This window comes from Acidovorax sp. WCS2018Noco2-16, from assembly GCF_031843945.1.
In the GTDB taxonomy this organism is placed as follows: Bacteria; Pseudomonadota; Gammaproteobacteria; order Burkholderiales; family Burkholderiaceae_C; genus Paracidovorax.
This window is the reverse complement of sequence record NZ_JAVTJJ010000001.1, coordinates 1,153,457-1,173,895: the sequence shown is the minus strand read 5'-3', so window position 1 is coordinate 1,173,895 and position 20,439 is coordinate 1,153,457. Positions and strand designations below refer to the sequence as shown.

Below are 20,439 nucleotides of genomic sequence, written 5' to 3'. Positions count from 1 at the left end.
AAGCGCCTGCTGCTATCAAAAGGTGAGTCAATGGGTCAAGCCGCACGAGCGTAGCTGGCAAAGCTATAGGGCAGGCCGTCGGCAGCCACATGGTGGGTGCGTGCGTTTTCCTGCCACTCTGGCCCCAGCGCCGGGGCGTAGGCGTCGCCGTCGAAGTCGCGCGCCAATTCGGTCACTTCCACGCGCTGCGCTAACGGCAAGGCCTGCGCATAGATCTGTGCGCCACCGATCACCCAGACGATCTGAGCACCAGTTTGCTCTGCAATTTGTAGCGCCTCACCAAGGCTGGACGAGCGCTGCGTGCCGTTTTCATCCCAATCGGCCTGGCGCGTCACGACGATGTTCGTGCGGCCGGGCAGGGGCCTAAAGCGCGGGGGCAGCGAATCCCAGGTCTTGCGGCCCATGATGACCGGGTGTCCCTGGGTCAGCGCGCGGAAGTGCGCCAGGTCTTCGGGCAAATGCCACGGCATCACGCCGTTCTTGCCGATGACTCCGTTGGCGGCGCGTGCGTAGATGAGCGCGATTTGCATGGTGCTCACACCGCCACCGGCGCCTTGATGGCGGGGTGGTGCGCGTAGTCGCGCACTTCGAAGTCTTCGAACTGGTAGTCGAACAGGCTGTCCGGCCGGCGCAGGATGTGCAGCGTGGGGTAGGGGTGCGGCGCGCGCGATAGCTGCAACTCGACCTGCTCGAAATGGTTGCTGTAAATATGGCAGTCGCCACCCGTCCAGATGAAGTCGCCCACATCCAGGTTGCACTGCTGCGCAACCATGTGGGTCAGCAGCGCGTAGCTGGCGATATTGAAGGGCACACCCAAAAAGATGTCTGCGCTGCGCTGGTACAACTGGCAGCTCAACGAGCCGCGCTGGCCGGCCGCCTGCGGGGGCGTGACGTAGAACTGGAAGAACGCGTGGCAGGGCATCAGGGCCATCTTGTCCAGGTCGGCCACGTTCCAGGCGCTGACGATGATGCGGCGCGAATCGGGGTTGGTTTTCAGCGTCTCGACGACCTGGCTGATCTGGTCGATGTGGCCGCCTTCCGGCTTGGGCCAGCTGCGCCACTGCACGCCATACACCGGCCCCAGGTCGCCATCTTCGCGCGCCCATTCGTCCCAGATGCTGACGCCGCGCTCCTTCAGCCAGCCGTTGTCGCTGGAGCCGGTCAGAAACCACAGCAGCTCGACGATGATGGATTTCAGGTGCACCTTTTTCGTGGTGACCAGCGGAAAGCCCTCGTTCAGATCGAAGCGCATCTGGTGGCCGAACACGCTGCGTGTGCCGGTGCCCGTGCGGTCGCCCTTGGCCACGCCGTGGGTGTACACATGGCGCATGAAGTCTTCGTACTGGGAGCGCACGGGGCGGGTGATGTCGGTCATGGACATTTGGCTCTAACAGTTCGCAACTATGGAGCCGTGGATTCTAGGGCGTGGGTCCAGCCGCTGCAGCGACCAGGTTGCTGACGGCCGAAAGCGATAAGCTCTCCCGCCGATCTTGTAAATCAATGAAATCCGCTCCAATGCGCCAATCGCCGTGCTTATCGTTACTCACTGCATTGCTGCTGGCAGGCTGCGCAAGCAACGTGCCGCTCACACCTGCGGCGCCCGGCGCCTCGTCGGCAAAGCCCACCGCGTCACCCGCCGCCGCTGCCAACCCGTGGGCCAGCGTGCAGGCGCAAGTGGGCCGCTCGCCATCGCAGGGCGATGACTTTCTGCGCACGGGCCCGATGGCGGCACGGCTCAAGGGGCTGCTGGGCCCGGTCAATTACCCGGAGCTGCTGCAGAACATGGCTGTCAGCACGCCGTTGCGCCAGGACGGCGGCTTGCTCTACCTCACCGGTCGCCAATCGCAGCAAACGGGCGCGCCAGCCGCGGCCGTGGTGCTGGACCCTGCGCGCGACGCCATGCGCGTGTGGCTGCAAACGGGCGATGAGGAGTGGGACGTGCAGGACGCAGGCGCGCCCGTGCCCTTGCCGGCCGACGTGCGCGCGGTGATGGACGACGCCCGGCGCTGAACCTGCCAGCCAGCCCGCTGCGCTCCGGCGCTTGTCGTTCCTATAATCGAGAATCATTCTCGACTACATCGACATGCCTGCCGTTCATCCCCTGCAGCGTCTCTACAGCGAACACCATGGCTGGCTGCAGGCCTGGCTGCGGCGGCGCCTGAGCTGCACGCATGATGCGGCCGACCTGGCGCAGGACACGTTCGTGCGGCTGCTGGCGCGCTCGCCGCAGGCGCTCGGTCCGAACGCGATGCGCGAGCCCCGCGCCTACCTGACCACGGTGGCGCGCGGCTTGTTGATCGACTTCTGGCGCCGCGGTGAACTGGAGCGCGCCTACCTGGCCGATCTGGCCTTGCAGCCCGAGGCGCTGCAGCCCTCGCCCGAAGAGCGCCTGGCCGCCGTGCAGATGCTGCAGGCGGTCGACGCGCTGCTGCAGGGCCTGACGCCCAAGACCCGCGCCGCCTGGCTCATGAGCCGGCTCGACGGCCTGACGCATGCCGAAATCGCCACGCAGTTGCACGTGTCGGTGCCCCGCGTGCGGCAGTTGCTGGCGAACGCGGCGCGCCACGCCTATCACCTGCGCTTCGGCGCGTTGCCATGAGCGCGGCCTGGCCGGTGGGCACCGCGCCTGGCGATGCGGCAGATGACCGGCCGGTACCACCGGCCGTGTTGAATGCAGCCATTGCATGGCAGTTGCAGCAAGGCGATGGATCGGCCACGCCGGCCAGCACGCAAGCCTTCAACGACTGGCTGGCGGCCCACCCGGACCACGTCCGCGCCTGGCGCCAGCTGGGCGAGATCGACCGGCAACTGTCTGCCGTGGGCGGCCGTGCCACGCGCGCCGCGGTCCTGCGCCGCACCCGGCAGCCGGTGCCTGCCGCGGGCGCCTTGCTGGGGCTGGTGCTGGTCATCGCGTGCGGCGGCGCCGTGCTCAACCGTTTCCAGCCCGTGGGCCAATTGCTGGCCGACCACCGCGCAGGCACGGGCGAGCGCCGCACCATCGTGCTGCCCGACCAGACCGTGCTGCACCTGAACACCCGCAGCGCCGTGGACATCGCGTTCGGCAAAGACCTGCGCGAAGTGCGGCTGCGTGCCGGCGAGGTGGCGGTGGAAACCCGTCACGCCGATGCTGCAGAACAGCGCCCCTTCGTGGTCGTGACCGAGGACGGCAGCCTGCGCGCGCTGGGCACGCGCTTCGTGGTGCGCCGCTGGAACCCGGTGGACGGCGCGGCGGGCCAGGGCGGCGTCACCGACCTGACCGTCACCCAGTCCGCCGTGGCGGCGCGCCCTGCCACCTGCGCCGCGGCGCCCACGCAGCCTTGCGCTGCCGAGCGCATCGTGTCGGCGGGGCAAGGCGCTCGCCTGCAACGCGGGCAGATCGAGGCTATGGCCGCCCTGCCAGACGCCGATGCGTGGAAGGACGGCATGCTGGTGGTGGACAACCAGCCGCTGGCCGATGTGGTGGCCGCCCTGGCGCGCCACCGCCCCGGCCACCTGGGCGTGGACCCCGCCGTGGCGGGTCTGCGCGTGACCGGCACGCTGCCCTTGGCCGACACCGACCAGGCACTGCTGGCGCTGACGGCGGCGGTGCCGGTGGAGGTGGCCTACACCACGCGCTGGTGGGTCACGCTGCAGCCGCGCGCGGCGAAGTCGCCGTAACGGGTAACGCCTGTTCTTTTGGAAATTTGAGTCAAATTGGCCTCTAGCGCTTGATAGGTAATCGCTGGTAGCTATAAAAATAGTAGCATTCATGCGAGGGCAACGCTGGCGCGCACCGCCTACCCGCGCGCACCAACGGCTTTTTTTTGACGCAGCCCCTCTCACTTTCTGTCGCCCGTTCGGCAAACAGGAAGAGGCCGTGCGATGTCGCGGCTTCTTTCCTTGCGTCACCGTTTCGGAGCCTGATCCATGCCCTCTGCCGCCAATCCCTTTCGCCTGACCCCCGGCGCTGCCGCCTGCCTGCTGGTGCTGGCCGCTTGGGCCACCGCCGCACCGCCTGCCCGTGCGCAGGCCGCCGCCGTGGCCGCCACGGCCGAGCGCGACTACGACCTGCCGGCCGGGCCCCTCGGCGCCACGCTCAACCGCATCGCGCGTGAGGCGGGGCTGGCGCTGACCGCCGATGCGCAACTGATCGAAGGTCGCACCGCAGCGCCGGTGCGCGGCCGGATCGACGCGCCCGAGGCTTTGCGCCGGGCGCTGGCGGGCTCCGGGCTCGAGCTGCGCGAGGCCACCGGCGGCGTCTTCACGCTGCGCGAGGCCTCCCGGCCCGCCGCGCAGGCCCCCCGGCTCAGCGATGCGGCCACCCTGGGTGCCGTCACGGTGACGGCCAGCGCAGAGGCCGCGCCGGGCGATCAGCCGCCTGCCTATGCTGGCGGTCAGGTGGCCAGAGGCAGCCGTGTCGGCGTGCTGGGTCACCAGAGCGTGATGGACACGCCGTTCCATATCACCAGCTACACGGCCGAGCTGATGCACAACCAGCAAGCGATCACGGTGGCCGACGTGCTGGCCAACGACCCGTCCGTGCGCACCGTGTCGTACAGCCTGACGAACGCCGCCGCTGGGGGCGACATCTTTTTGATTCGCGGCTTCTCGGTGCAGGACTCGGTGCTGTTCGACGGCATCGGCGGCATTGCCACCAACCGCGCGGTGCCGGTGGAAACGGCGGAGCGCATCGAAGTGCTCAAGGGCCCGAATGCGCTCCTCAACGGCATGGCGCCGGGGGCGGGCGGGGCGGTGGGCGGCGCGATCAACATGGCGCCCAAGCGTGCGGGCGACCTGCCGCTGACGCGCCTGACGACCACCTACCTGTCCAAGGGCAATCTGGGTGGCCATCTGGACGTGGGCCGCCGGTTCGGTGAAGACAACCGGTGGGGTGTTCGCTTCAATGGCGTCTACCGCGACGGAAAGACCGCCACCCAGGGCCAGTCCGTCGAGTTGGGTGCGGCGGCAGTGGCCCTCGACTACCGTGGCAGCCAGCTTCGGGCATCGGTGGACGCCGGCCACCAGACGATGAACAACGAAGCGCCGCAGGGGGCGGCGGGGTTCGGCATCGGCGACGGCATTGCCATTCCCAGGCCGCCCAAGGCCAGTGCCCGCATCGCTCAGGACTGGGAATTCGCCAAATCCCAGAGCAATTACCTCTTGGCCAAGGCCGAGTACGACCTCACGCCCGACTGGACGCTGTCTGCGGCAGCAGGTGGCAGCAACACGCGGTCCCGCTACCTGGCCACCGACGTGTTCGTCACCAGTGTGCAGGGCGACGCGCAGGCGACCACATACTTCTGGCCCAATTGGGCGAACTACCGGACGGTGCAAGGCGGCCTGCAAGGCACGGTGCGCACCGGCGATGTCAAGCACCGTATCCACCTGAATGGCGCGTATCTGAAAAAGGACAGCGGCTTCACCGCGGACTACTACGGCTTCGACGGCTTCGGTACGAACATCTATGCACCGCCGACCATTGCGCGCCCGTCCATCGACGGCTTTTCCGCGCGACCGCCGAAGACGGATTCCCTGCAGCTTCCTTCGGTGGCCTTCTCCGACACGATCTCGCTGTGGCAGGAGCGTGTGGCCGTCACGCTGGGCGCCCGCTACCAGCGCGTCAAGGTCGTCAAGTACGACACCGGCACAGGCGCCGGCAGCACCGCTTACGACGAACATGCCGTGACACCGGCACTGGCGGCGGTGGTCAAGCTCCAGCCCCATCTGTCCCTCTACGGCAACTACATCGAAGGGCTGGTGCAGGGCGACTCGGCACCGCTGGGCACCACCAATGCCGGACAGGTGTTTCCGCCCGTCAAGACAAAGCAGCGCGAGGTGGGCGTGAAGGTCGACTTCGGTCGCTTCAGCACCACGGCGAGCATCTTTCACATTGAAAAGCCGAGCGGGCTGGTGGCATCCAACGGCGACGGCAGCTTCACCTACCAAGTGGGCGCGGAGCAGCGCAATCGCGGCATCGAGTGGAACGTTTTCGGCGAGGCAGCCCGCGGCGCACGCCTGCTGGGCGGCGTGACATTCAACGATGCCGAGTTGACCCGAACCGAAGGCGGCACCTACGACGGCAACGCGGCGCCGAATGTGTCGCGTTGGCAGTGGAACCTGGGCGGCGAATACGATCTGGCCGCCGTTCAGGGCCTGACGCTATCGGCCCGCATGATCTCCACCAGCAGCCAGCATGTGGACGCGGCCAATCTGCGGCGCATTCCGGGCTGGACACGCTGGGACATCGGCGCGCGCTACACGACGCGGGCCGGCGGCCGGCCGCTGGTGCTGCGCGCGGGCGTGGACAACCTGTTCAACCGCAACTACTGGTCCAGCGGCTCCGGCAACTGGCTGTATGTCGGCAACCCGCGCACGGTGACGGTTTCAGCCGCAGTGGACTTCTAGGGGGCCTTCGTTCGGGAACGTGCCGGGCGATCCGCAAATCGTCACGCGCTTTTCACCGGCAGCATGCAGTGCGGGTTCATCACCCCCTGCGGGTCCAGCGCGCCCTTGATGGCGCGCATCATGCCCAGCGCCACGGGCGACTGGTACTTCTCCAGCTTGTCCACCTTCAGCGCGCCCACGCCGTGTTCGGCCGAGAACGATCCGCCGAACTGCGCCACCGCTTCGTACACCAGATGGTTCACGCGGTCTTCCTGATCGCGCAGGAAGGCTTTGGCATCGCCTTCGGCCGGGGCCTGCACGTTGTAGTGCAGGTTGCCGTCGCCCAGGTGCCCGAATGTGACCAGCCGCACCCCGGGGATCTCGCGCTTGAGCAGTGCGTCGGCATATTCAACGAAGGCGGGGATGCGCGGAATCTGCACCGAGATGTCGTGCTTGATGTTCAGGCCTTCCTCGGCCTGGGCCAGCGGAATGCTCTCGCGGACATGCCAGAGCTGGTGGGCCTGCGCCAGGTTCTCGGCCACTACGGCATCGGTCACGCAGCCGGCTTCGAGCGCGGTTTCCAGCAGCGACTCGAAGCGCGCGCGGGCGTGTTCTTCCGATTCGCTGTCGCTGTTTTCCAGCAGCACGCCATAGGGCACGTCTTCCTGGTCGATGAAGGGCACGCGCAGCTGAGGCATGTGCTTGGGCACCAGGCTCAGGGCGAAGCGACCCATGACCTCGAAGCCTGTCAGGCCTGCGCCCAGGTGCTTGTGCGCCAGGGCCAGCAATTGCACGGCATGCTCCATCGACGGCACGGCGGCCCAGGCCGTCAGGCTGGCGGCGGGCTGCGGATAGAGCTTCATCGTCGCCGCGGTGATGATGCCCAGCGTGCCTTCGCTGCCGATGAATAAGTCGCGCAGGTCGTAGCCCGTGTTGTCCTTGCGCAGGCCCTTGAGCCCGTCCCACACCTCGCCCTGCGGCGTGACGACCTCCAGCCCCAGGCACAGATCGCGTGTGTTGCCGTAGCGCACGACCTGCGTGCCGCCGGCGTTGGTGGCCAGGTTGCCGCCGATGGTGCAACTGCCCTCGGCCGCCAGGCTCAAGGGGAACAGCAGCCCGGCTTTTTCTGCCGCGTCCTGCACGTTCTGCAGGATGGCGCCGGCCTCCACGGTGAGTGTCAGGTTGTCGGCGTCCACCGCGCGAATGGCGTTCAGCCGCGTGAGGCTCAGCAGCACCTGCGTGCCCGTCTCGTCAGGAATGGAGCCCACCGCCAGCCCCGTGTTGCCGCCCTGCGGGACGATGGACGTGCCTGTGGCAGCGCAGGCACGCACCACGGCGGCCACTTCCTGCGTGCTGCCGGGGCGCACCACGGCCAGCGCCTTGCCGCGCGCGCGGCGGCGCCAGTCCTGTTCCCAGGCGGTGAGGTCGCCCTCGGTAAGCACATGGGCGGCGCCGACGGTCTGGCGCAGGGTGTCGATCAGGGTGGACATGGTGTTCTCGAACTCTCGCGAAAAACGGGGATGAAAAACAGGGGATGGCCGTGGAGCAGGGTCGTCTTTTTTATGGAGCCGGCGCAGCCGCCGCACGCGCATGCTTTTGGCGCAGTCGCACATGCAGCGCGCAGGCGGTGAACAGCGCCAGGCACAGCGCCACTTCGATCAGCGCCAGCCAACGGCCGGGGGCCGGGTCGCCCCAGGCGCGCACCACGCCTTCGGTGAAATACAGCCACACCACCAGGCTGACCCAGCGGTAGGTGTACATGCGCCGCTTGAGCAGCCCCGCCAGCGGAAAGGCCAGCGGCAGCGCCTTCAGCGCCAGCCACGACCCGCCGGGCCGCAGCGGCGCCAACCACAGCTCCCACGCCAGGCTGAGCACGATCAGCCCCAGCAGACTGCCGACGGCCAGCCAGCGGGTGGCGGCGACGTCCTGAGCGGGAAGGTGCGAAGAAGTGGACATGCGGCAGGTCGAGGAGGGAGGGCGGGATCGGGAAGAAGCGTGGCCTTTGGCCGCCTGAGCGGCCTGGGTGCGCGGTGTGGGCGGCGAGGCGTGCGTAATCAGGGATCATATCGGCCATGAGCATTTCCCTGCAGGCCGCCGTGCTGCGCTTTGAAGCGTGGCTGACGGAGCTTTCCCACTTTCCTTGGCGCCCCACTGCGCACACGCTGCGCGAGCGTTTCCGCGAAGACCGCCTGGGGCTGACGGCCAGCAGCCTGACCTTCACCACGCTGCTGGCGCTGGTGCCGTTCTTCACCGTGGCGCTGGCGGTGTTCACGGCGTTTCCCATCTTCGGGCAGATGCAGTTCGTGCTGCAGCGCTGGCTGGTCGATAGCCTGGTGCCGGACAGCATCTCGCGCCCCGTGCTCGGCTATTTGACGCAGTTTGCCGCCAAGGCCAGCGGACTGGGCGTGGCGGGCTTTTCCATCCTCATGGTCACCTCGCTGGCGCTGATCCTGACCATCGACCGCACACTCAACAACATCTGGCGCGTGCCCCGGCTGCGGCCGCTGGGCCAGCGCGTGCTGATCTACTGGGCTGTCATCACGCTGGGGCCGCTGGTGCTGGCGGCCAGCCTGGCGCTGACCACGTCAATGGCGTCTGCCGCATCGCGCGGCATCGGCGACAGCTTGCCCGGCAGCGCGCGGTTTCTGCTCGATGCCATCGAATTCTTCGTGCTGGCCATCGGCATGGCCGCGCTGTACCGCTATGTGCCCAACACGCACGTGAAGTGGCGCCATGCGTGGTCGGGCGGCCTCTTCGTGTCGGTGGGCATCGAGCTGGCCAAGAAGGTGCTGAGCCTCTACATCGCCTCCGTGCCGACCTATTCCGTGCTCTACGGCACCTTCGCCACGCTGCCCATCCTGCTGCTGTGGGTGTATGTGGCCTGGGTCATCGTGCTGCTGGGCGCTGTGGTGGCCGCCTATTTGCCCAGTTTGCTGGCCGGCGTGGCGCGCACCGCCAGCGGTCAGGGCTGGACCTTTCAGCTGGCGGTGGAAGTTCTGCAGCAACTGCAGGCCGCGCGGCAGGCGCCAGTCCGGGGGCTGACCGCCACGCAGCTGGCGCAGGTGCTGCGCGTGGACGTGCTGCAGCTCGAGCCCGTGCTGCAAGCCCTGACCGCGCTGGACTGGGCCGTGCAGGTGAACGAAACCGCGAGCGGCGCACCCGAAAGCCGCGAAGCGCGCTACGTGCTGGTGGCCGATGTGCACACCACGCCGCTGGAGCCGCTGGTGCAGCGCCTGCTGATTGAGCGTGCCGACAGCCTGGAGCGGTTCTGGGGCAATGCGGGCCTGGCCGTGGTGAAGCTGGCCGACGTGCTGCCACGGCCCGCGCGGCTGCCGCTGCCTGACGGCGGTTGATGGCGGCTGATGGCGAATTTGCTATTAATTTAATAGCTGTTAGCGCTTTATGGATAAGCGCTAGAGGCCGATTTGGCTTGAATTTCTAGCAACTGAACGGCGGCCGTGCCGCTGCGCACAGCCCCCTCCAACGTGGCCGGGTAAGGCCCGTCGACATAGTCGCCGCATGCCAGCAGGCCCGTCGCCACCTGCGCTGGCGGACGCTTCAGCCCAGGCGTGCAGGCGAAGGTGGCGCGCTTTTCCACCACCGTGCGCAGCACGCGCAGGCCGGGCAGGCCCAATTCGTCGGCGGCTTGTTGCAACACCTGCTGCTCCAGCACGTCGCGCTCGCCCTCGAAGGCGCTGACCACAAACGCCAGCAGTCCGGCCGGGCCGCCGAGCGGCGCGCGGTCGAACACGAACTGCGCCGGCCGCGCGGCCGAAGCCCGCAGCGCCAGCATGGGCTGGGGCAGCAATGCGCCGCGCGCCGTCGGGTGCTGGGCGTAGACCGTGGCGATGGCGGTGTGGCGCAGCGCGTCGGCGCTGTCTGCCCAACGGTGCAGGGCGGTGGCTTCGCCGCCATCCGGCACGGCGCCGCGCACCAGCCGCGCGGCCTCCGGTGCCGGCGTGGCCAGCACCACAGCGTCAAAGTGGTCCAAGCCCGCACTGCTTTCGACCTGCCATCCTCCATTCGTCTGGTTCAGCCCCACCACCCGCTGCCCGCTGTGCACCGCATGGCCGTGCGTGCGCAGCCATTGCGCGGCGGGCTCGGGGAACAGCGCGCCCAGATCGGTGCGCGGCAGCAGCAGGTGCGAACCACCACGCCCGCTGAAAAGGCTGTCGCGCAGCACGCGCAAAAACACGGTGCCGCTGGATTGATCGGCCGGCGTGTTCAGCGCCGACACGCACAGCGGGTCTATGAATTCTTGCTGCAGTCGTACGGGCAGGTGCGCGCACAGCTGCGCGACGGTGGCGCCAGGCGCGCAGGTGAATCCGCCCAGCCGCCAAGCCGCTGCCGTGCGCAGCAGGGCCAGCCGCTCGCCCCAGGACCAGCCGCGCGCACGGGCGATGCCGACCAGCGCATCCCACGGCGGGGCCAAGTCGGGCAGGCGCAGGCCGGTGCCGTCGGCATAGGGCAGCGCCAGCGGCATGCGCAGCAAGGCAGGCGATTCCGCCACGCCCACCGAGCGCATCAGCGCCAGGCATTCGGTGTAGGCGCCGATGAGAATGTGCTGGCCGTTGTCCAGCGTGATCGGCTGGCCGTCGTCACCTTGCGCGGCGACGGCGCGGGCGCGGCCGCCCAGCGTGCGGGCGGCTTCAAACACGGTGACAGCATGGCCCGCGCGCGCGGCGCCCAACGCTGCCGCCATACCGGCCCAGCCGGCACCTACCACGGCGATCTTCATCACTTGGCGGCAGCCTGCTGGCACATGGCGGCGTGCTCGGCCTCCAGCCCTGCCGTTGCAGGCGACTGGCAGCGGCGCTGCAGCCGGCTTTGCGCGTCGCGGTTGCCCGCGGCGGCGGCATGGGCCAACAGGCGCAGCGCGTGGAGCGACAGCTCGGCGCTGGCCGACAGGGCCTGCTGGCCTGTGGCGTCCGCAGCCTTTGGCGCTATTCCAGGCGCGACAGGGGCAGCCGGTGCGGGTTCCGGCAAGGTCTTGGCAGCGTGGATCTGGGGCATGCGCTCGACCGCGGTGAAGTCGCCCGTCTTGCCCGCCTGGGTCATCAGGTCTTGATACAGCTGCACCATGCGCGAGGTGTCGGTGTGCGTCAGCGCCTGGGCCGGTTTGGACAGGTACAGCGCCACTTCCGGCGGAAGCGCCGCATTGGCAGACAGCGAAGCAGATACCAACCCACCCTCGGCCAGCGGCGCCTTGCCGGCCATGCGCGCCGCATCGTCTGCGGCCAGCACGGCGCCCTTGGCACCGACGCCCGCGAGCTCCGCACCGCCGACCGCGGCCGAGCCCGCTGCAGCCGCCTTGGCGGTGCCGCCGGCCTTGCCTGCCGCTTTGCCCAGCAAGCCCCAGACAGCGTGGCTTGGCAGAGCGGTTGCCGCCAAGGCAGCCGCTAGCATCAGCGCAGGCCAAGTGATGCGGCGGCGGGTGGAAAAGTCAGTGAAAAGCGGGCAGTGCGGCATGGCGATGGGCTTCTACATCCGTCCCAGCGCCTGCATCTTCCACGCCAGCCATAGCTTGCGCAGCGGCGTGAGGGCGATGCGCTGGTGCAGCACCTGGAAGTTCTCGGCCTCGATCTCGCGCAGCAGCGTGCGGTAGATGCTGGCCATCATCAGGCCGGGCTTTTGCGCGCGCCGGTCGGCCGCGGGCAGCATCGCCAGCGCTTCGTCATAAAGCCGGTGCGCCCGCTCGGCCTGAAAGCGCATCAGCGCGGTGAAGCGGTCGGAATATTGCCGCTTCAGAATCTCGTGCGCCTTCACGTCGAACTGCTGCAGCTCGGACACGGGCAGGTAGATGCGGCCCATCATGGCGTCCTCGCCCACGTCGCGAATGATGTTGGTCAGCTGGAAGGCCAGCCCCAGGCGGTGGGCGTATTCGGTGGTGGCCTCGTCGGTCTGCCCGAAGATGCGCGCGGCCACTTCGCCCACCACGCTGGCCACCAGGTGGCAGTAACGGGACAGGCCGGCGAAGTCGAGGTAGCGCGTCTGCTCCAGGTCCATGTGGCAGCCGTCGATGACGGCCTGCAGGTGGCGCTCTTCGATGCGGTAGGCGGCGGTGTGGGGCATCAGCGCCTGCAGCACCGGGTGGCTGGGCTGGCCGGCGAAGGCCTTGGCCACCTCGGCCTGCCACCAGGCGAGCTTGGTGCGTGCCACGCCGGCGTCCGAGACTTCATCGACCACGTCGTCCACTTCGCGGCAGAACGCATAGAAGGCGGTGATGGCTGCGCGGCGCGGGGCGGGCAGGAACAGGAAGGCGTAATAGAAGCTGCTGCCTGAACCGGCGGCTTTTTGTTGGACGTACTGTTCCGGGGTCATGGGGCGGGATTGTCCCATGGGGTTCGATAGCGCCCGGCGTTGGTTGGCCCCGCCACGTCACGCATTCGACACGCGGCCGTCATGCCTGCGCCACGAAGCAGGCACAGCATGCAAAGCCATGCAACGCGACGACGCTTTCCTCAACGCCTGGCGCGAAGCCAGCGTCCCCATGGATGTGGACGAAGAGGCCGCCCATGCGCCGGCGCCGGACCGCCCCGCGCGCCGCTACCGTACGCTGTGGATCTCTGACCTGCACCTGGGCACGCCCGGCTGTCAGGCCGACGCGCTGCTCGACTTTCTGCGGCACACCGAATGCGAAACGCTCTACCTCGTGGGCGACATCGTCGATGGCTGGCAACTGCGGCGCCACTGGTACTGGCCGCAGTCGCACAACGACGTGGTGCAAAAGCTGTTGCGCAAGGCGCGCAAGGGCACGCAGGTGATCTTCATTCCCGGCAACCACGACGAATTCGCCCGCCGCTACCTGCAGCTTAACTTTGGCGGCATCACGGTGGCCGAAGACTGGGTGCACGAAACCGCCGACGGCCGCAAGCTTTGGGTGATGCACGGCGACCTGTTCGACGGGGTGATCCAGTGCGCCAAATGGCTCGCCCACGTGGGCGATTCGCTCTATGAATTCACGCTGCGGCTCAACCGCCACCTGAACACGCTGCGCGCCCGCATGGGGCTGCCGTACTGGTCGCTGTCGCAGTACCTCAAGCGCAAGGTCAAGCGCGCGGTGAGCTATGTGGACGACTTCGAGAACGCCGTGGCGCGCGAGGCCAAAAAGCGCGGCCTGCAGGGCGTGGTGTGCGGCCACATCCACCATGCAGAGCTGCGTGATGTCGACGGCATCCTGTACGCCAACGACGGCGACTGGGTGGAAAGCCTGACCGCGCTGGCCGAGCATGCCGACGGCACGCTGGAGATCTTGCAGTGGTCTGAACACCTGCCCGCCGCGCGCCACAAGGCCCGCCGTGCGGCCACGCGGGCCGAGCCGCTGCAGCATGCCTGACCGGGCAACGGCGCCGCCGATGGCGCGGACACCGGCGGTGGTCGAGCTGGTGTACTTCAACGCAGGCGGCGGCCATCGTGCGTCTGCGCTGGCGCTGGAAGCCGCCATCGCCCGCGCCGGCCTGCCGTGGACGGTGCGCATGACGCACCTGTTCGAGGTGCTCGACCCGAACGCGCGCTTTCGGCAATGGACGGGCATGGAGCCCGAGGCCATCTACAACCGCCGCCTGGCGCGCGGCTGGACGTTGGGGCTGGCGCAAGAGCTGCGCGTTCTGCAAGGAATGATCCGCTGGAGCCATCGGGCGCTGGTGCGGCGGCTGCAGGCGCACTGGCAGCGCGCGGCGCCGGACCTGGTCGTGTCGCTGGTGCCTAACTTCAACCGGGCGCTGGGCGAATCGGTGGCGGCGGCGCTGCCCGGTGTGCCGTTCGTCACCGTGCTGACCGACCTGGCCGACTGCCCGCCGCACTTCTGGATCGAACCCGGCGTGGACCAGCACCTGGTGTGTGGCTCGCCCCACGCGGTGGCGCAGGCGCGTGCGGCCGGGTGCCGCGAAGGCCGCATCCACGCCACATCGGGCATGTTGCTGGGGCCTGCCTTTTACGATGCGGCGCCGCTGGACCGTGCTGCGGAACGCGCGCAGCTGGGGTTCGACCCACATCGCCCGGTGGGACTGGTGCTGTTCGGCGCCGAAGGCTCGCGCGCCATGCTGTCCATCGCCCGAAGGCTGCCCGACACGCCCCTGATCCTGGCCTGCGGCCGCAACGCCGCGCTGGCCCGCGCGCTGCGGGCGCTGCCGTCACGCGCCCCCCGGCTGGTGCTCGACTACACGCGAGACATCGCCCGGTACATGCAACTGGCCGACTTCTTCATCGGCAAACCTGGCAGCGGCAGCCTGAGCGAAGCGGTGCAGATGGGGCTGCCGGCCATCGTCACGCGCAATGCGTGGACCATGCCGCAAGAGCGCTACGGCACCGACTGGGTTCGGGAGCAAGGCCTGGGGTTGGTGCTGCCCAGCTTCGCGCACGTGGCGCGGGCCGTGCACACGCTGGAGGCCGACCTGCCGCGGTTTCAGGCAACTGTGGCCCGCCAGCGCAACCGCGCGGCTTTTGAAGTGCCCGAGGTGCTGGCGGGCATCCTGGTGCAGGCCCGGGCGGCCGGCGCGGGCAACGCCTGGCGCGAAGCGGCCTGAGGGCTTTTCGGGCTTACATCCGCACCGCGCGCCACAGCATGCGCGGGCCGTCGGCCGCGCGCAGCACGGGCCGGGTCACCAGGCTGGCGCCGTGCAGGGCCTGCACTTTGTCCAGGATGCGAAGGCCGCCTTGCACCACCAGCCGCAGCTCCCAGCCGATGCGCCCGGGCAGCCGGTGCACCAGCGGCGCGCCGGCCAGCATGGTGCTGCGCGCCCAGGCGGCGCAATCCATTACCAGCGCATCGCTGGCGGGGCTGCGCTGGCCGGCGATGAGCTGCGTGCGGCTCACGCCGTGAGCGGCGCAGTCGGCATCGGTCAGGTAGTGGCGGCCGCGCGGCAGGTCCACGCTCAGGTCTTGCCAGAAGTTGATGAGCTGCAAAGCGGAGCAGATGGCGTCGCTCTCGGCCAGGGCGGTGTCGCCCTGCACGCCGTATAGGTGCAGCAGTAGCCGGCCGACCGGGTTGGCTGAGCGGCGGCAATAGTCCAGCAACTCGGCACGCGTGGCGTAGGTATCGCGGTCGCGCGTCATGGCGATGTCTTGCAAGAAGGCGTCGATCAGATCGTCCAGCAGCGGCACGGGCAGGGTGTGGCTGCGCACTACGGCCTGCAGCGGGCCGAAGATGGCCGCCCAACGCGGCGAGGGCGCCGCGCCTTGCGTGGTCACGGCGTGCAGTTCTGCCCGGTAGGCGCTCAGGTCGGCCAGGCGCTCGTCGGCGGTGGCGTCGCCCTCATCGGCCAGGTCGTCCGCCGCCCGCGCGAAGGCGTAGATGGCCGCGATGGGCTGGCGCAGCCGGGGCGGGCACAGCAACGACGCCACGGGAAAGTTTTCGTAGTGGGTGACCGGCGGCGCGAGCGGAAATGCAGGTGCTGTGGCGTCGACATGCGGGGCTGGGGAGGGTGCGGGAGGCTTCACGGCCCGCATTCTCGCCTTGACAGCAGCGGGGTGGCTCCAATAGATTACTAACCAGTCAGTCAGTAATTGAATTTGCGAAAGTTTCCGATGACTTCATTGTTCGCGCGGCCGCCTTCATCCACGCCGTTTTCCCTTGCGCCTTCTCCCTCCGTTTCGCCCGCCCGTGTGCGGGCGTTTTCCTGGGCAGGCCGGGGGCTGGTGGCTGCATTGGCTGGTGCCTTGCTGGCGGGATGTTCCAAGCCCGAGCCGGCGCCCGAGCCGGTGCGCGCGGTCAAGCTGGTGACGGTGGGCGCGAGCCCGCTGCATGCGCAGCTGGAATACGCCGGCGAGGTGCGGGCGCGCGTCGAGTCGCGATTGGGGTTCCGGGTGGCCGGCAAGATCGCCGAGCGGCAGGCCGAACTGGGCCAGCGCGTGCGTGCCGGCCAGGTGTTGGCGCAACTGGACCCGCGCGACTATCAACTGGCGACCGATGGCGCCCGCGCACAGGTGGCCGCCGCGCGCACGCAGCGCGATCTGGCGGCGGCGGACTTCAAGCGCTATGCGGGGTTGAAAGAGCAGAACTTCATCAGCGGTGCCGAACTGGAGCGCCGCGAGGCCTCGGTGAAATCGGCCCAGGCCACGCTGGACCAGGCCCAGTCGCAGCTGGCGTCGCAAGGGAACCAGGCCGGCTATACCCGGCTGGTGGCCGATGTGGCGGGCGTGGTGACCAGCGTCGATGCCGAGCCCGGCCAGGTGGTGTCCGCCGGCACGCCAGTGGTGCGCATTGCGCAGGACGGGCCGCGCGACGTGGTCTTTGCCGTGCCGGAAGACAAGGTGTCCGTGATGCGCGCGGGCCAGGCCGTGACCGTGCGGGTGTGGTCCGGCGGCGAGCCGCTGGCCGGCCGTGTGCGCGAGGTGGCGGCCAGTGCCGATGCCGTCACGCGCACCTTCCAGGTCAAGGTGGCGATCGACGGGGCCGCCGCGCCGCCGCTGGGCTCCACCGCGTACGTGACACCCCAGTCGCTCAGCCGCGAAGGTGTGCAGGCGCTGAAGCTGCCTACCAGCGCGCTGCGCCAGGAGGGACAGCAGACGGCGGTGTGGGTGTTCGACCCGGCCACCAGCACGGTGCGCTCCCAGCCGGTGCAAGTCGCCACGGCGGACGGCAATGACGTGGTGATCGCCGCCGGGCTGGCGCCCGGGCAGCAGGTGGTGGCCACCGGCGTGCATGTGCTGTCGCCCGGGCAGAAAGTGACGGTTTATCAGTCAAAAACGGCTCCAGCGCCCGTCAATAAAGCGCAAGATGCTATAAAAAATATAGTAAACGCTGGCGTGCCTGCAGCCCCCGCAGTGCCTGCATCGGGCCGGTAGGAGCGCCGCATGTCGCAGAACCATTCCACGCCGCCGACCGCTGCGGCCGAGCCTCGCCAGCGCTTCAACCTCTCGCGCTGGGCGCTGGAGCATCCCGCGCTCACGCGCTACCTGATGGTTGCGCTGCTGCTGCTGGGCGTGGGCGGCTACTTCCAGCTGGGGCAGGACGAAGACCCGCCCTTCACCTTCAGGGCGATGGTGGTGCGCACCTATTGGCCCGGCGCAACGGCGCAGCAGGTGGCCGAGCAGGTCACCGACAAGCTCGAGCGCACGCTGCAGGAGGCGCCCTATGCCGACAAGATCCGCAGCTATTCGAAGCCGGGCGAGTCGCTCATCATCTTCAACCTGAAGGACTCTTCGCCGCCGACGGAAGTGGCTGGGGTCTGGTACACGGTGCGCAAGAAGATCGGCGACATGCGGTCCACCCTGCCGCAAGGCGTGCAGGGGCCGTTTTTCAACGACGAATTTGGCGACGTGTACGGCGTGATCTACGCGCTGGAGGCCGACGGCTTCGGCTATGCCGAGCTGAAGACCTTTGCCGACGACGTGCGCCAGCAGTTGCTGCGCGTGCGCGACGTGGCCAAGGTGGAGCAGTTCGGCGTGCAGGACGAAAAGCTCTACATCGAGATATCGCAGCGCCGCCTGTCGCAGCTGGGCCTGGACATGAACCAGGTGCTGGCGCAACTGGGCCAGCAGAACGCAGTGGAGAGCGCCGGCAGCATCCAGACGCCGGTCGACCAGGTGCAGGTGCGCGTGGGCGGGCAGTTCGGCACGGTGGAAGAACTGCGCTCCATGCCGATTCGCGGAGCCTCGGGCGCGCAGCTGCGGCTGGGCGACATCGCCGAGGTGCGGCGCGGCTACGTGGACCCGGCCACCGTCAAGGTGCGCCACCAGGGCAAAGAGGTGATCGCGCTGGGTGTCTCCATGGCCAAGGGTGGCGACATCGTGCGGCTGGGCGACGCGCTGCATGTGGCCACGGCCCAGATCGAGAAGACGCTGCCGGCCGGCGTGCGTTTGGTGAACGTGCAGGACCAGCCCCGGGCGGTGTCCAGCTCGGTCAACGAATTCATCAAGGTGCTGATCGAGGCGGTGGTGATCGTGCTGGCGGTGAGCTTCATCAGCCTGGGGCTGCACAAGCGCCCGGGCCAGCACCCGCTGTGGCGCCGCTACACGCTGGACATTCGGCCGGGGCTGGTGGTGGGCATCACCATTCCGCTGGTGCTGGCCGTCACCTTCCTGGCCATGTGGTACTGGGGCATCGGGCTGCACAAGATATCGCTGGGCTCGCTGATCATCGCGCTGGGCCTGCTGGTGGACGACGCCATCATCGCCGTCGAGATGATGGTGCTGAAGATGGAAGAGGGCTACGACAAGCTGCGCGCCGCCACCTTCGCCTACGAGATCACGGCCATACCCATGTTGACGGGCACGCTGATCACGGCGGCGGGCTTTTTGCCCATCGGCATCGCCAAATCGATCACGGGCGAATACACCTTCGCCATCTTCGCGGTGACGGTCATTGCGCTGGTGCTGTCGTGGCTGGCGTCGGTCTATTTCGTGCCGTATCTGGGCATGCTGCTGCTCAAGCATCCAGCGCATGTGAAGGTGCGTGGCGAGCCTGGCGCAGAGGGTGCCGACGAAACCGAAGCGGCCGGGTCGCATGAGGTGTTCGACAGCCCGTTCTACAACCGGTTCCGCCGCATGGTGAACTGGTGCGTGGAGCACCGCTGGATCACCATTGGCATCATGCTGCTGACCTTTGCGCTGGGCATCGTCGGCATGGGCCGGGTGCAGCAGCAGTTCTTTCCGGATTCGAGCCGGCCTGAGGTGCTGGTGGACTTGTGGTTCCCGGAAGGCACGTCGTTCCAGTCGAACGAAGAAATCACGCGCCGCGTGGAGCGCCGCCTGATGGATGAGCCGGGCGTGACCATGGTCAGTACCTGGATCGGCTCCGGCGTGCCGCGGTTCTATCTGCCGCTGGACCAGATCTTTCCGCAGACCAACGTGTCTCAGCTCATCGTGGTGCCGCGCGACCTGGCCACGCGCGAGACGCTGCGCCAGTCGCTGCCGCAGGTGCTGGCCAGCGAATTTCCCGAAGTGCGCGCCCGCGCCAAGCTGTTGCCCAACGGGCCGCCCGTGCCGTACCCGGTGCAGTTCCGCGTGATCGGCACCGACCCCGTGCTGCTGCGCCAGCATGCCGACGAAGTGCGTGCCGTGTTGCGTGATCACCCGCAGATGCGTGGCGTGAACGACAACTGGAACGAGTCGATCAAGGTGATGCGCTTGGAGGTGGACCAGGACAAGGCCCGTGCGCTTGGCGTGACCAGCCAGTCCATTGCGCAAGCCGCGCGAGTGGCTTTCACCGGCAGCGCCGTGGGCCAGTACCGCGAGGGCGACCGGCTGATCGACATCGTTTTGCGCCAGCCGCTGGACGAACGCCGCGCCATCACGGATGTGGCCAACGCCTATCTGCCGACCACGTCGGGCCGGTCGGTGCCGCTCACGCAGGTGGCGCGTCCCGTGTTCGCCTGGGAGCCAGGCGTGATGTGGCGTGAGAACCGCGACTACGCGATTACGGTGCAGGGCGATGTCATCGAAGGCCTGCAGGGCGCCACGGTGACGGCGGCACTGCTGCCCGCGCTGCGCAAGATCGAGGCCGGCTGGCACGCCGCTGGCCAGTCCGCCTATCGCATCGAGGTGGCGGGCGCGGTGGAGGAAAGTTCCAAGGGCTCCGCATCCATCGTGGCCGGGCTGCCGGCGATGCTGTTCATCGTCTTCACGCTGCTCATGCTGCAGCTCCACAGCTTCAGCCGCGCCGTGCTGGTCTTTCTGACCGGGCCGTTGGGCATTGCCGGGGTGGCGGGCGCGTTGCTGCTGCTGGGCCGGCCGTTCGGCTTCGTGGCGCTGCTGGGCGTCATCGCACTGATGGGCATGATCCAGCGCAATTCGGTGATTCTGATCGATCAGATCGAGAGCGACCGAGCGCGCGGTGTGCCGGCGTGGGATGCCATCGTGGAATCGGCAGTGCGCCGGCTGCGGCCCATCGTGCTCACGGCAGCGGCGGCGGTGCTGGCGATGATCCCGCTCTCGCGCAGTGTTTTCTGGGGGCCGATGGCCGTGGCGATCATGGGGGGATTGATCGTCGCGACCGTGCTGACACTGCTGGCGCTGCCCGCGATGTACGCTGCCTGGTTCCGCGTTCGGCGCCCTGATCCGGAGCCCGCTCAGGCGGTTTGAACAAGACGCCTCGCCGAAACGGCTAAAATCAAAGGTTGACCAATTTCACACAGA

General features: G+C 68.4%; 17 protein-coding genes. 9 read left to right on the top strand and 8 right to left on the bottom strand.

Annotated elements, in window-relative coordinates; genetic code table 11:
* Positions 1 to 35: 35 nt before the first annotated feature.
* Together RQI28_RS05320 and RQI28_RS05315 are read right to left on the bottom strand one after the other, a co-directional pair.
* Entirely contained in the window at positions 36 to 530 is a 495-nt protein-coding gene (locus RQI28_RS05320; RefSeq protein WP_311221507.1) for a dihydrofolate reductase, read from the bottom strand.
* Between the two features lie 5 nt (positions 531 to 535).
* Positions 536 to 1,375: a thymidylate synthase gene (locus RQI28_RS05315; protein WP_311221506.1), complete on the bottom strand. Its 840-nt coding sequence runs from the start codon at positions 1,373 to 1,375 to the stop codon at positions 536 to 538.
* A 125-nt stretch (positions 1,376 to 1,500) separates the two neighbouring features.
* Between RQI28_RS05315 and RQI28_RS05310 the strand changes: the two genes are divergently transcribed.
* From RQI28_RS05310 to RQI28_RS05295, 4 genes are all read left to right on the top strand, one after another.
* Positions 1,501 to 2,010 (top strand): hypothetical protein, encoded by a 510-nt coding sequence (locus RQI28_RS05310; RefSeq protein ID WP_311230887.1) that lies wholly within the window; start codon positions 1,501 to 1,503, stop codon positions 2,008 to 2,010.
* A gap of 73 nt (positions 2,011 to 2,083) precedes the next feature.
* Positions 2,084 to 2,599: a sigma-70 family RNA polymerase sigma factor gene (locus tag RQI28_RS05305; protein WP_311221504.1), complete on the top strand. Its 516-nt coding sequence runs from the start codon at positions 2,084 to 2,086 to the stop codon at positions 2,597 to 2,599.
* On the top strand, positions 2,596 to 3,657 hold the full coding sequence (locus RQI28_RS05300) for a FecR domain-containing protein (RefSeq protein ID WP_311221503.1): 1,062 nt from the start codon (positions 2,596 to 2,598) through the stop codon (positions 3,655 to 3,657). The genes RQI28_RS05305 and RQI28_RS05300 overlap by 4 nt, the downstream gene beginning before the upstream one ends.
* Positions 3,658 to 3,906: 249 nt before the next feature.
* The gene (locus RQI28_RS05295; RefSeq protein WP_311221502.1) at positions 3,907 to 6,384 is read left to right on the top strand and encodes a TonB-dependent receptor; all 2,478 of its coding nucleotides are present in this window, start codon (positions 3,907 to 3,909) and stop codon (positions 6,382 to 6,384) included.
* A gap of 41 nt (positions 6,385 to 6,425) precedes the next feature.
* Here the strand turns inward: RQI28_RS05295 and RQI28_RS05290 are convergent, their stop codons facing one another.
* Positions 6,426 to 7,853 carry an FAD-binding oxidoreductase gene (locus tag RQI28_RS05290; RefSeq protein WP_311221501.1) on the bottom strand — a complete coding sequence of 476 codons (1,428 nt, stop codon included), beginning with the start codon at positions 7,851 to 7,853 and terminating at the stop codon, positions 6,426 to 6,428.
* 70 nt (positions 7,854 to 7,923) lie between these two features.
* Complete coding sequence (locus RQI28_RS05285; RefSeq protein WP_311221500.1) at positions 7,924 to 8,319, bottom strand: DUF2069 domain-containing protein; 396 nt, start codon at positions 8,317 to 8,319, stop codon at positions 7,924 to 7,926.
* A gap of 116 nt (positions 8,320 to 8,435) precedes the next feature.
* Here RQI28_RS05285 and RQI28_RS05280 point away from each other — a divergent pair, with 116 nt between their 5' ends.
* A complete protein-coding gene (locus RQI28_RS05280; RefSeq protein ID WP_311221499.1) occupies positions 8,436 to 9,716 on the top strand; it encodes a YihY family inner membrane protein in 1,281 nt (426 codons plus the stop codon).
* 47 nt (positions 9,717 to 9,763) lie between these two features.
* On the opposite strand, the gene hpnE is transcribed toward RQI28_RS05280, so the two are convergent.
* From hpnE to hpnD, 3 genes are read right to left on the bottom strand one after another with little or no spacing between them, the layout of a single operon-like run.
* Positions 9,764 to 11,101 carry a hydroxysqualene dehydroxylase HpnE gene (hpnE, locus tag RQI28_RS05275; RefSeq protein WP_311221498.1) on the bottom strand — a complete coding sequence of 446 codons (1,338 nt, stop codon included), beginning with the start codon at positions 11,099 to 11,101 and terminating at the stop codon, positions 9,764 to 9,766.
* Entirely contained in the window at positions 11,101 to 11,832 is a 732-nt protein-coding gene (locus RQI28_RS05270; protein WP_311221497.1) for a hypothetical protein, read from the bottom strand. The genes hpnE and RQI28_RS05270 overlap by 1 nt, the downstream gene beginning before the upstream one ends.
* Before the next feature lie 12 nt (positions 11,833 to 11,844).
* Positions 11,845 to 12,684: a presqualene diphosphate synthase HpnD gene (hpnD, locus tag RQI28_RS05265; protein WP_311221496.1), complete on the bottom strand. Its 840-nt coding sequence runs from the start codon at positions 12,682 to 12,684 to the stop codon at positions 11,845 to 11,847.
* 118 nt (positions 12,685 to 12,802) lie between these two features.
* Here hpnD and RQI28_RS05260 point away from each other — a divergent pair, with 118 nt between their 5' ends.
* Positions 12,803 to 13,699, top strand: coding sequence for a UDP-2,3-diacylglucosamine diphosphatase (locus RQI28_RS05260; protein WP_311221495.1), 897 nt, complete (start codon positions 12,803 to 12,805; stop codon positions 13,697 to 13,699).
* A complete protein-coding gene (locus RQI28_RS05255; RefSeq protein WP_311221494.1) occupies positions 13,692 to 14,888 on the top strand; it encodes a glycosyltransferase in 1,197 nt (398 codons plus the stop codon). The genes RQI28_RS05260 and RQI28_RS05255 overlap by 8 nt, the downstream gene beginning before the upstream one ends.
* Positions 14,889 to 14,901: 13 nt before the next feature.
* On the opposite strand, the gene hpnC is transcribed toward RQI28_RS05255, so the two are convergent.
* Complete coding sequence (gene hpnC, locus RQI28_RS05250; RefSeq protein ID WP_311221493.1) at positions 14,902 to 15,810, bottom strand: squalene synthase HpnC; 909 nt, start codon at positions 15,808 to 15,810, stop codon at positions 14,902 to 14,904.
* Between the two features lie 78 nt (positions 15,811 to 15,888).
* Here hpnC and RQI28_RS05245 point away from each other — a divergent pair, with 78 nt between their 5' ends.
* Together RQI28_RS05245 and RQI28_RS05240 are read left to right on the top strand one after the other, a co-directional pair.
* Positions 15,889 to 17,148, top strand: coding sequence for an efflux RND transporter periplasmic adaptor subunit (locus RQI28_RS05245; RefSeq protein WP_311221492.1), 1,260 nt, complete (start codon positions 15,889 to 15,891; stop codon positions 17,146 to 17,148).
* Between the two features lie 9 nt (positions 17,149 to 17,157).
* Positions 17,158 to 20,385 carry an efflux RND transporter permease subunit gene (locus RQI28_RS05240; protein ID WP_311221491.1) on the top strand — a complete coding sequence of 1,076 codons (3,228 nt, stop codon included), beginning with the start codon at positions 17,158 to 17,160 and terminating at the stop codon, positions 20,383 to 20,385.
* Positions 20,386 to 20,439 lie beyond the last annotated feature (54 nt).

Bases quoted from the DNA above. Each gene is read 5' to 3' on its own strand.
- RQI28_RS05295 (WP_311221502.1), top strand. From the start codon at position 3,907: ATGCCCTCTGCCGCCAATCCCTTTCGCCTGACCCCCGGCGCTGCCGCC.
- RQI28_RS05300 (WP_311221503.1), top strand. From the start codon at position 2,596: ATGAGCGCGGCCTGGCCGGTGGGCACCGCGCCTGGCGATGCGGCAGAT.
- RQI28_RS05290 (WP_311221501.1), bottom strand. From the start codon at position 7,853: ATGTCCACCCTGATCGACACCCTGCGCCAGACCGTCGGCGCCGCCCAT.
- RQI28_RS05240 (WP_311221491.1), top strand. From the start codon at position 17,158: ATGTCGCAGAACCATTCCACGCCGCCGACCGCTGCGGCCGAGCCTCGC.
- hpnC (WP_311221493.1), bottom strand. From the start codon at position 15,810: ATGCGGGCCGTGAAGCCTCCCGCACCCTCCCCAGCCCCGCATGTCGAC.
- RQI28_RS05260 (WP_311221495.1), top strand. From the start codon at position 12,803: ATGCAACGCGACGACGCTTTCCTCAACGCCTGGCGCGAAGCCAGCGTC.
- hpnE (WP_311221498.1), bottom strand. From the start codon at position 11,101: ATGAAGATCGCCGTGGTAGGTGCCGGCTGGGCCGGTATGGCGGCAGCG.
- RQI28_RS05285 (WP_311221500.1), bottom strand. From the start codon at position 8,319: ATGTCCACTTCTTCGCACCTTCCCGCTCAGGACGTCGCCGCCACCCGC.
- RQI28_RS05315 (WP_311221506.1), bottom strand. From the start codon at position 1,375: ATGACCGACATCACCCGCCCCGTGCGCTCCCAGTACGAAGACTTCATG.
- RQI28_RS05245 (WP_311221492.1), top strand. From the start codon at position 15,889: ATGACTTCATTGTTCGCGCGGCCGCCTTCATCCACGCCGTTTTCCCTT.
- RQI28_RS05255 (WP_311221494.1), top strand. From the start codon at position 13,692: ATGCCTGACCGGGCAACGGCGCCGCCGATGGCGCGGACACCGGCGGTG.
- hpnD (WP_311221496.1), bottom strand. From the start codon at position 12,684: ATGACCCCGGAACAGTACGTCCAACAAAAAGCCGCCGGTTCAGGCAGC.
- RQI28_RS05320 (WP_311221507.1), bottom strand. From the start codon at position 530: ATGCAAATCGCGCTCATCTACGCACGCGCCGCCAACGGAGTCATCGGC.
- RQI28_RS05280 (WP_311221499.1), top strand. From the start codon at position 8,436: ATGAGCATTTCCCTGCAGGCCGCCGTGCTGCGCTTTGAAGCGTGGCTG.
- RQI28_RS05270 (WP_311221497.1), bottom strand. From the start codon at position 11,832: ATGCCGCACTGCCCGCTTTTCACTGACTTTTCCACCCGCCGCCGCATC.
- RQI28_RS05310 (WP_311230887.1), top strand. From the start codon at position 1,501: ATGAAATCCGCTCCAATGCGCCAATCGCCGTGCTTATCGTTACTCACT.
- RQI28_RS05305 (WP_311221504.1), top strand. From the start codon at position 2,084: ATGCCTGCCGTTCATCCCCTGCAGCGTCTCTACAGCGAACACCATGGC.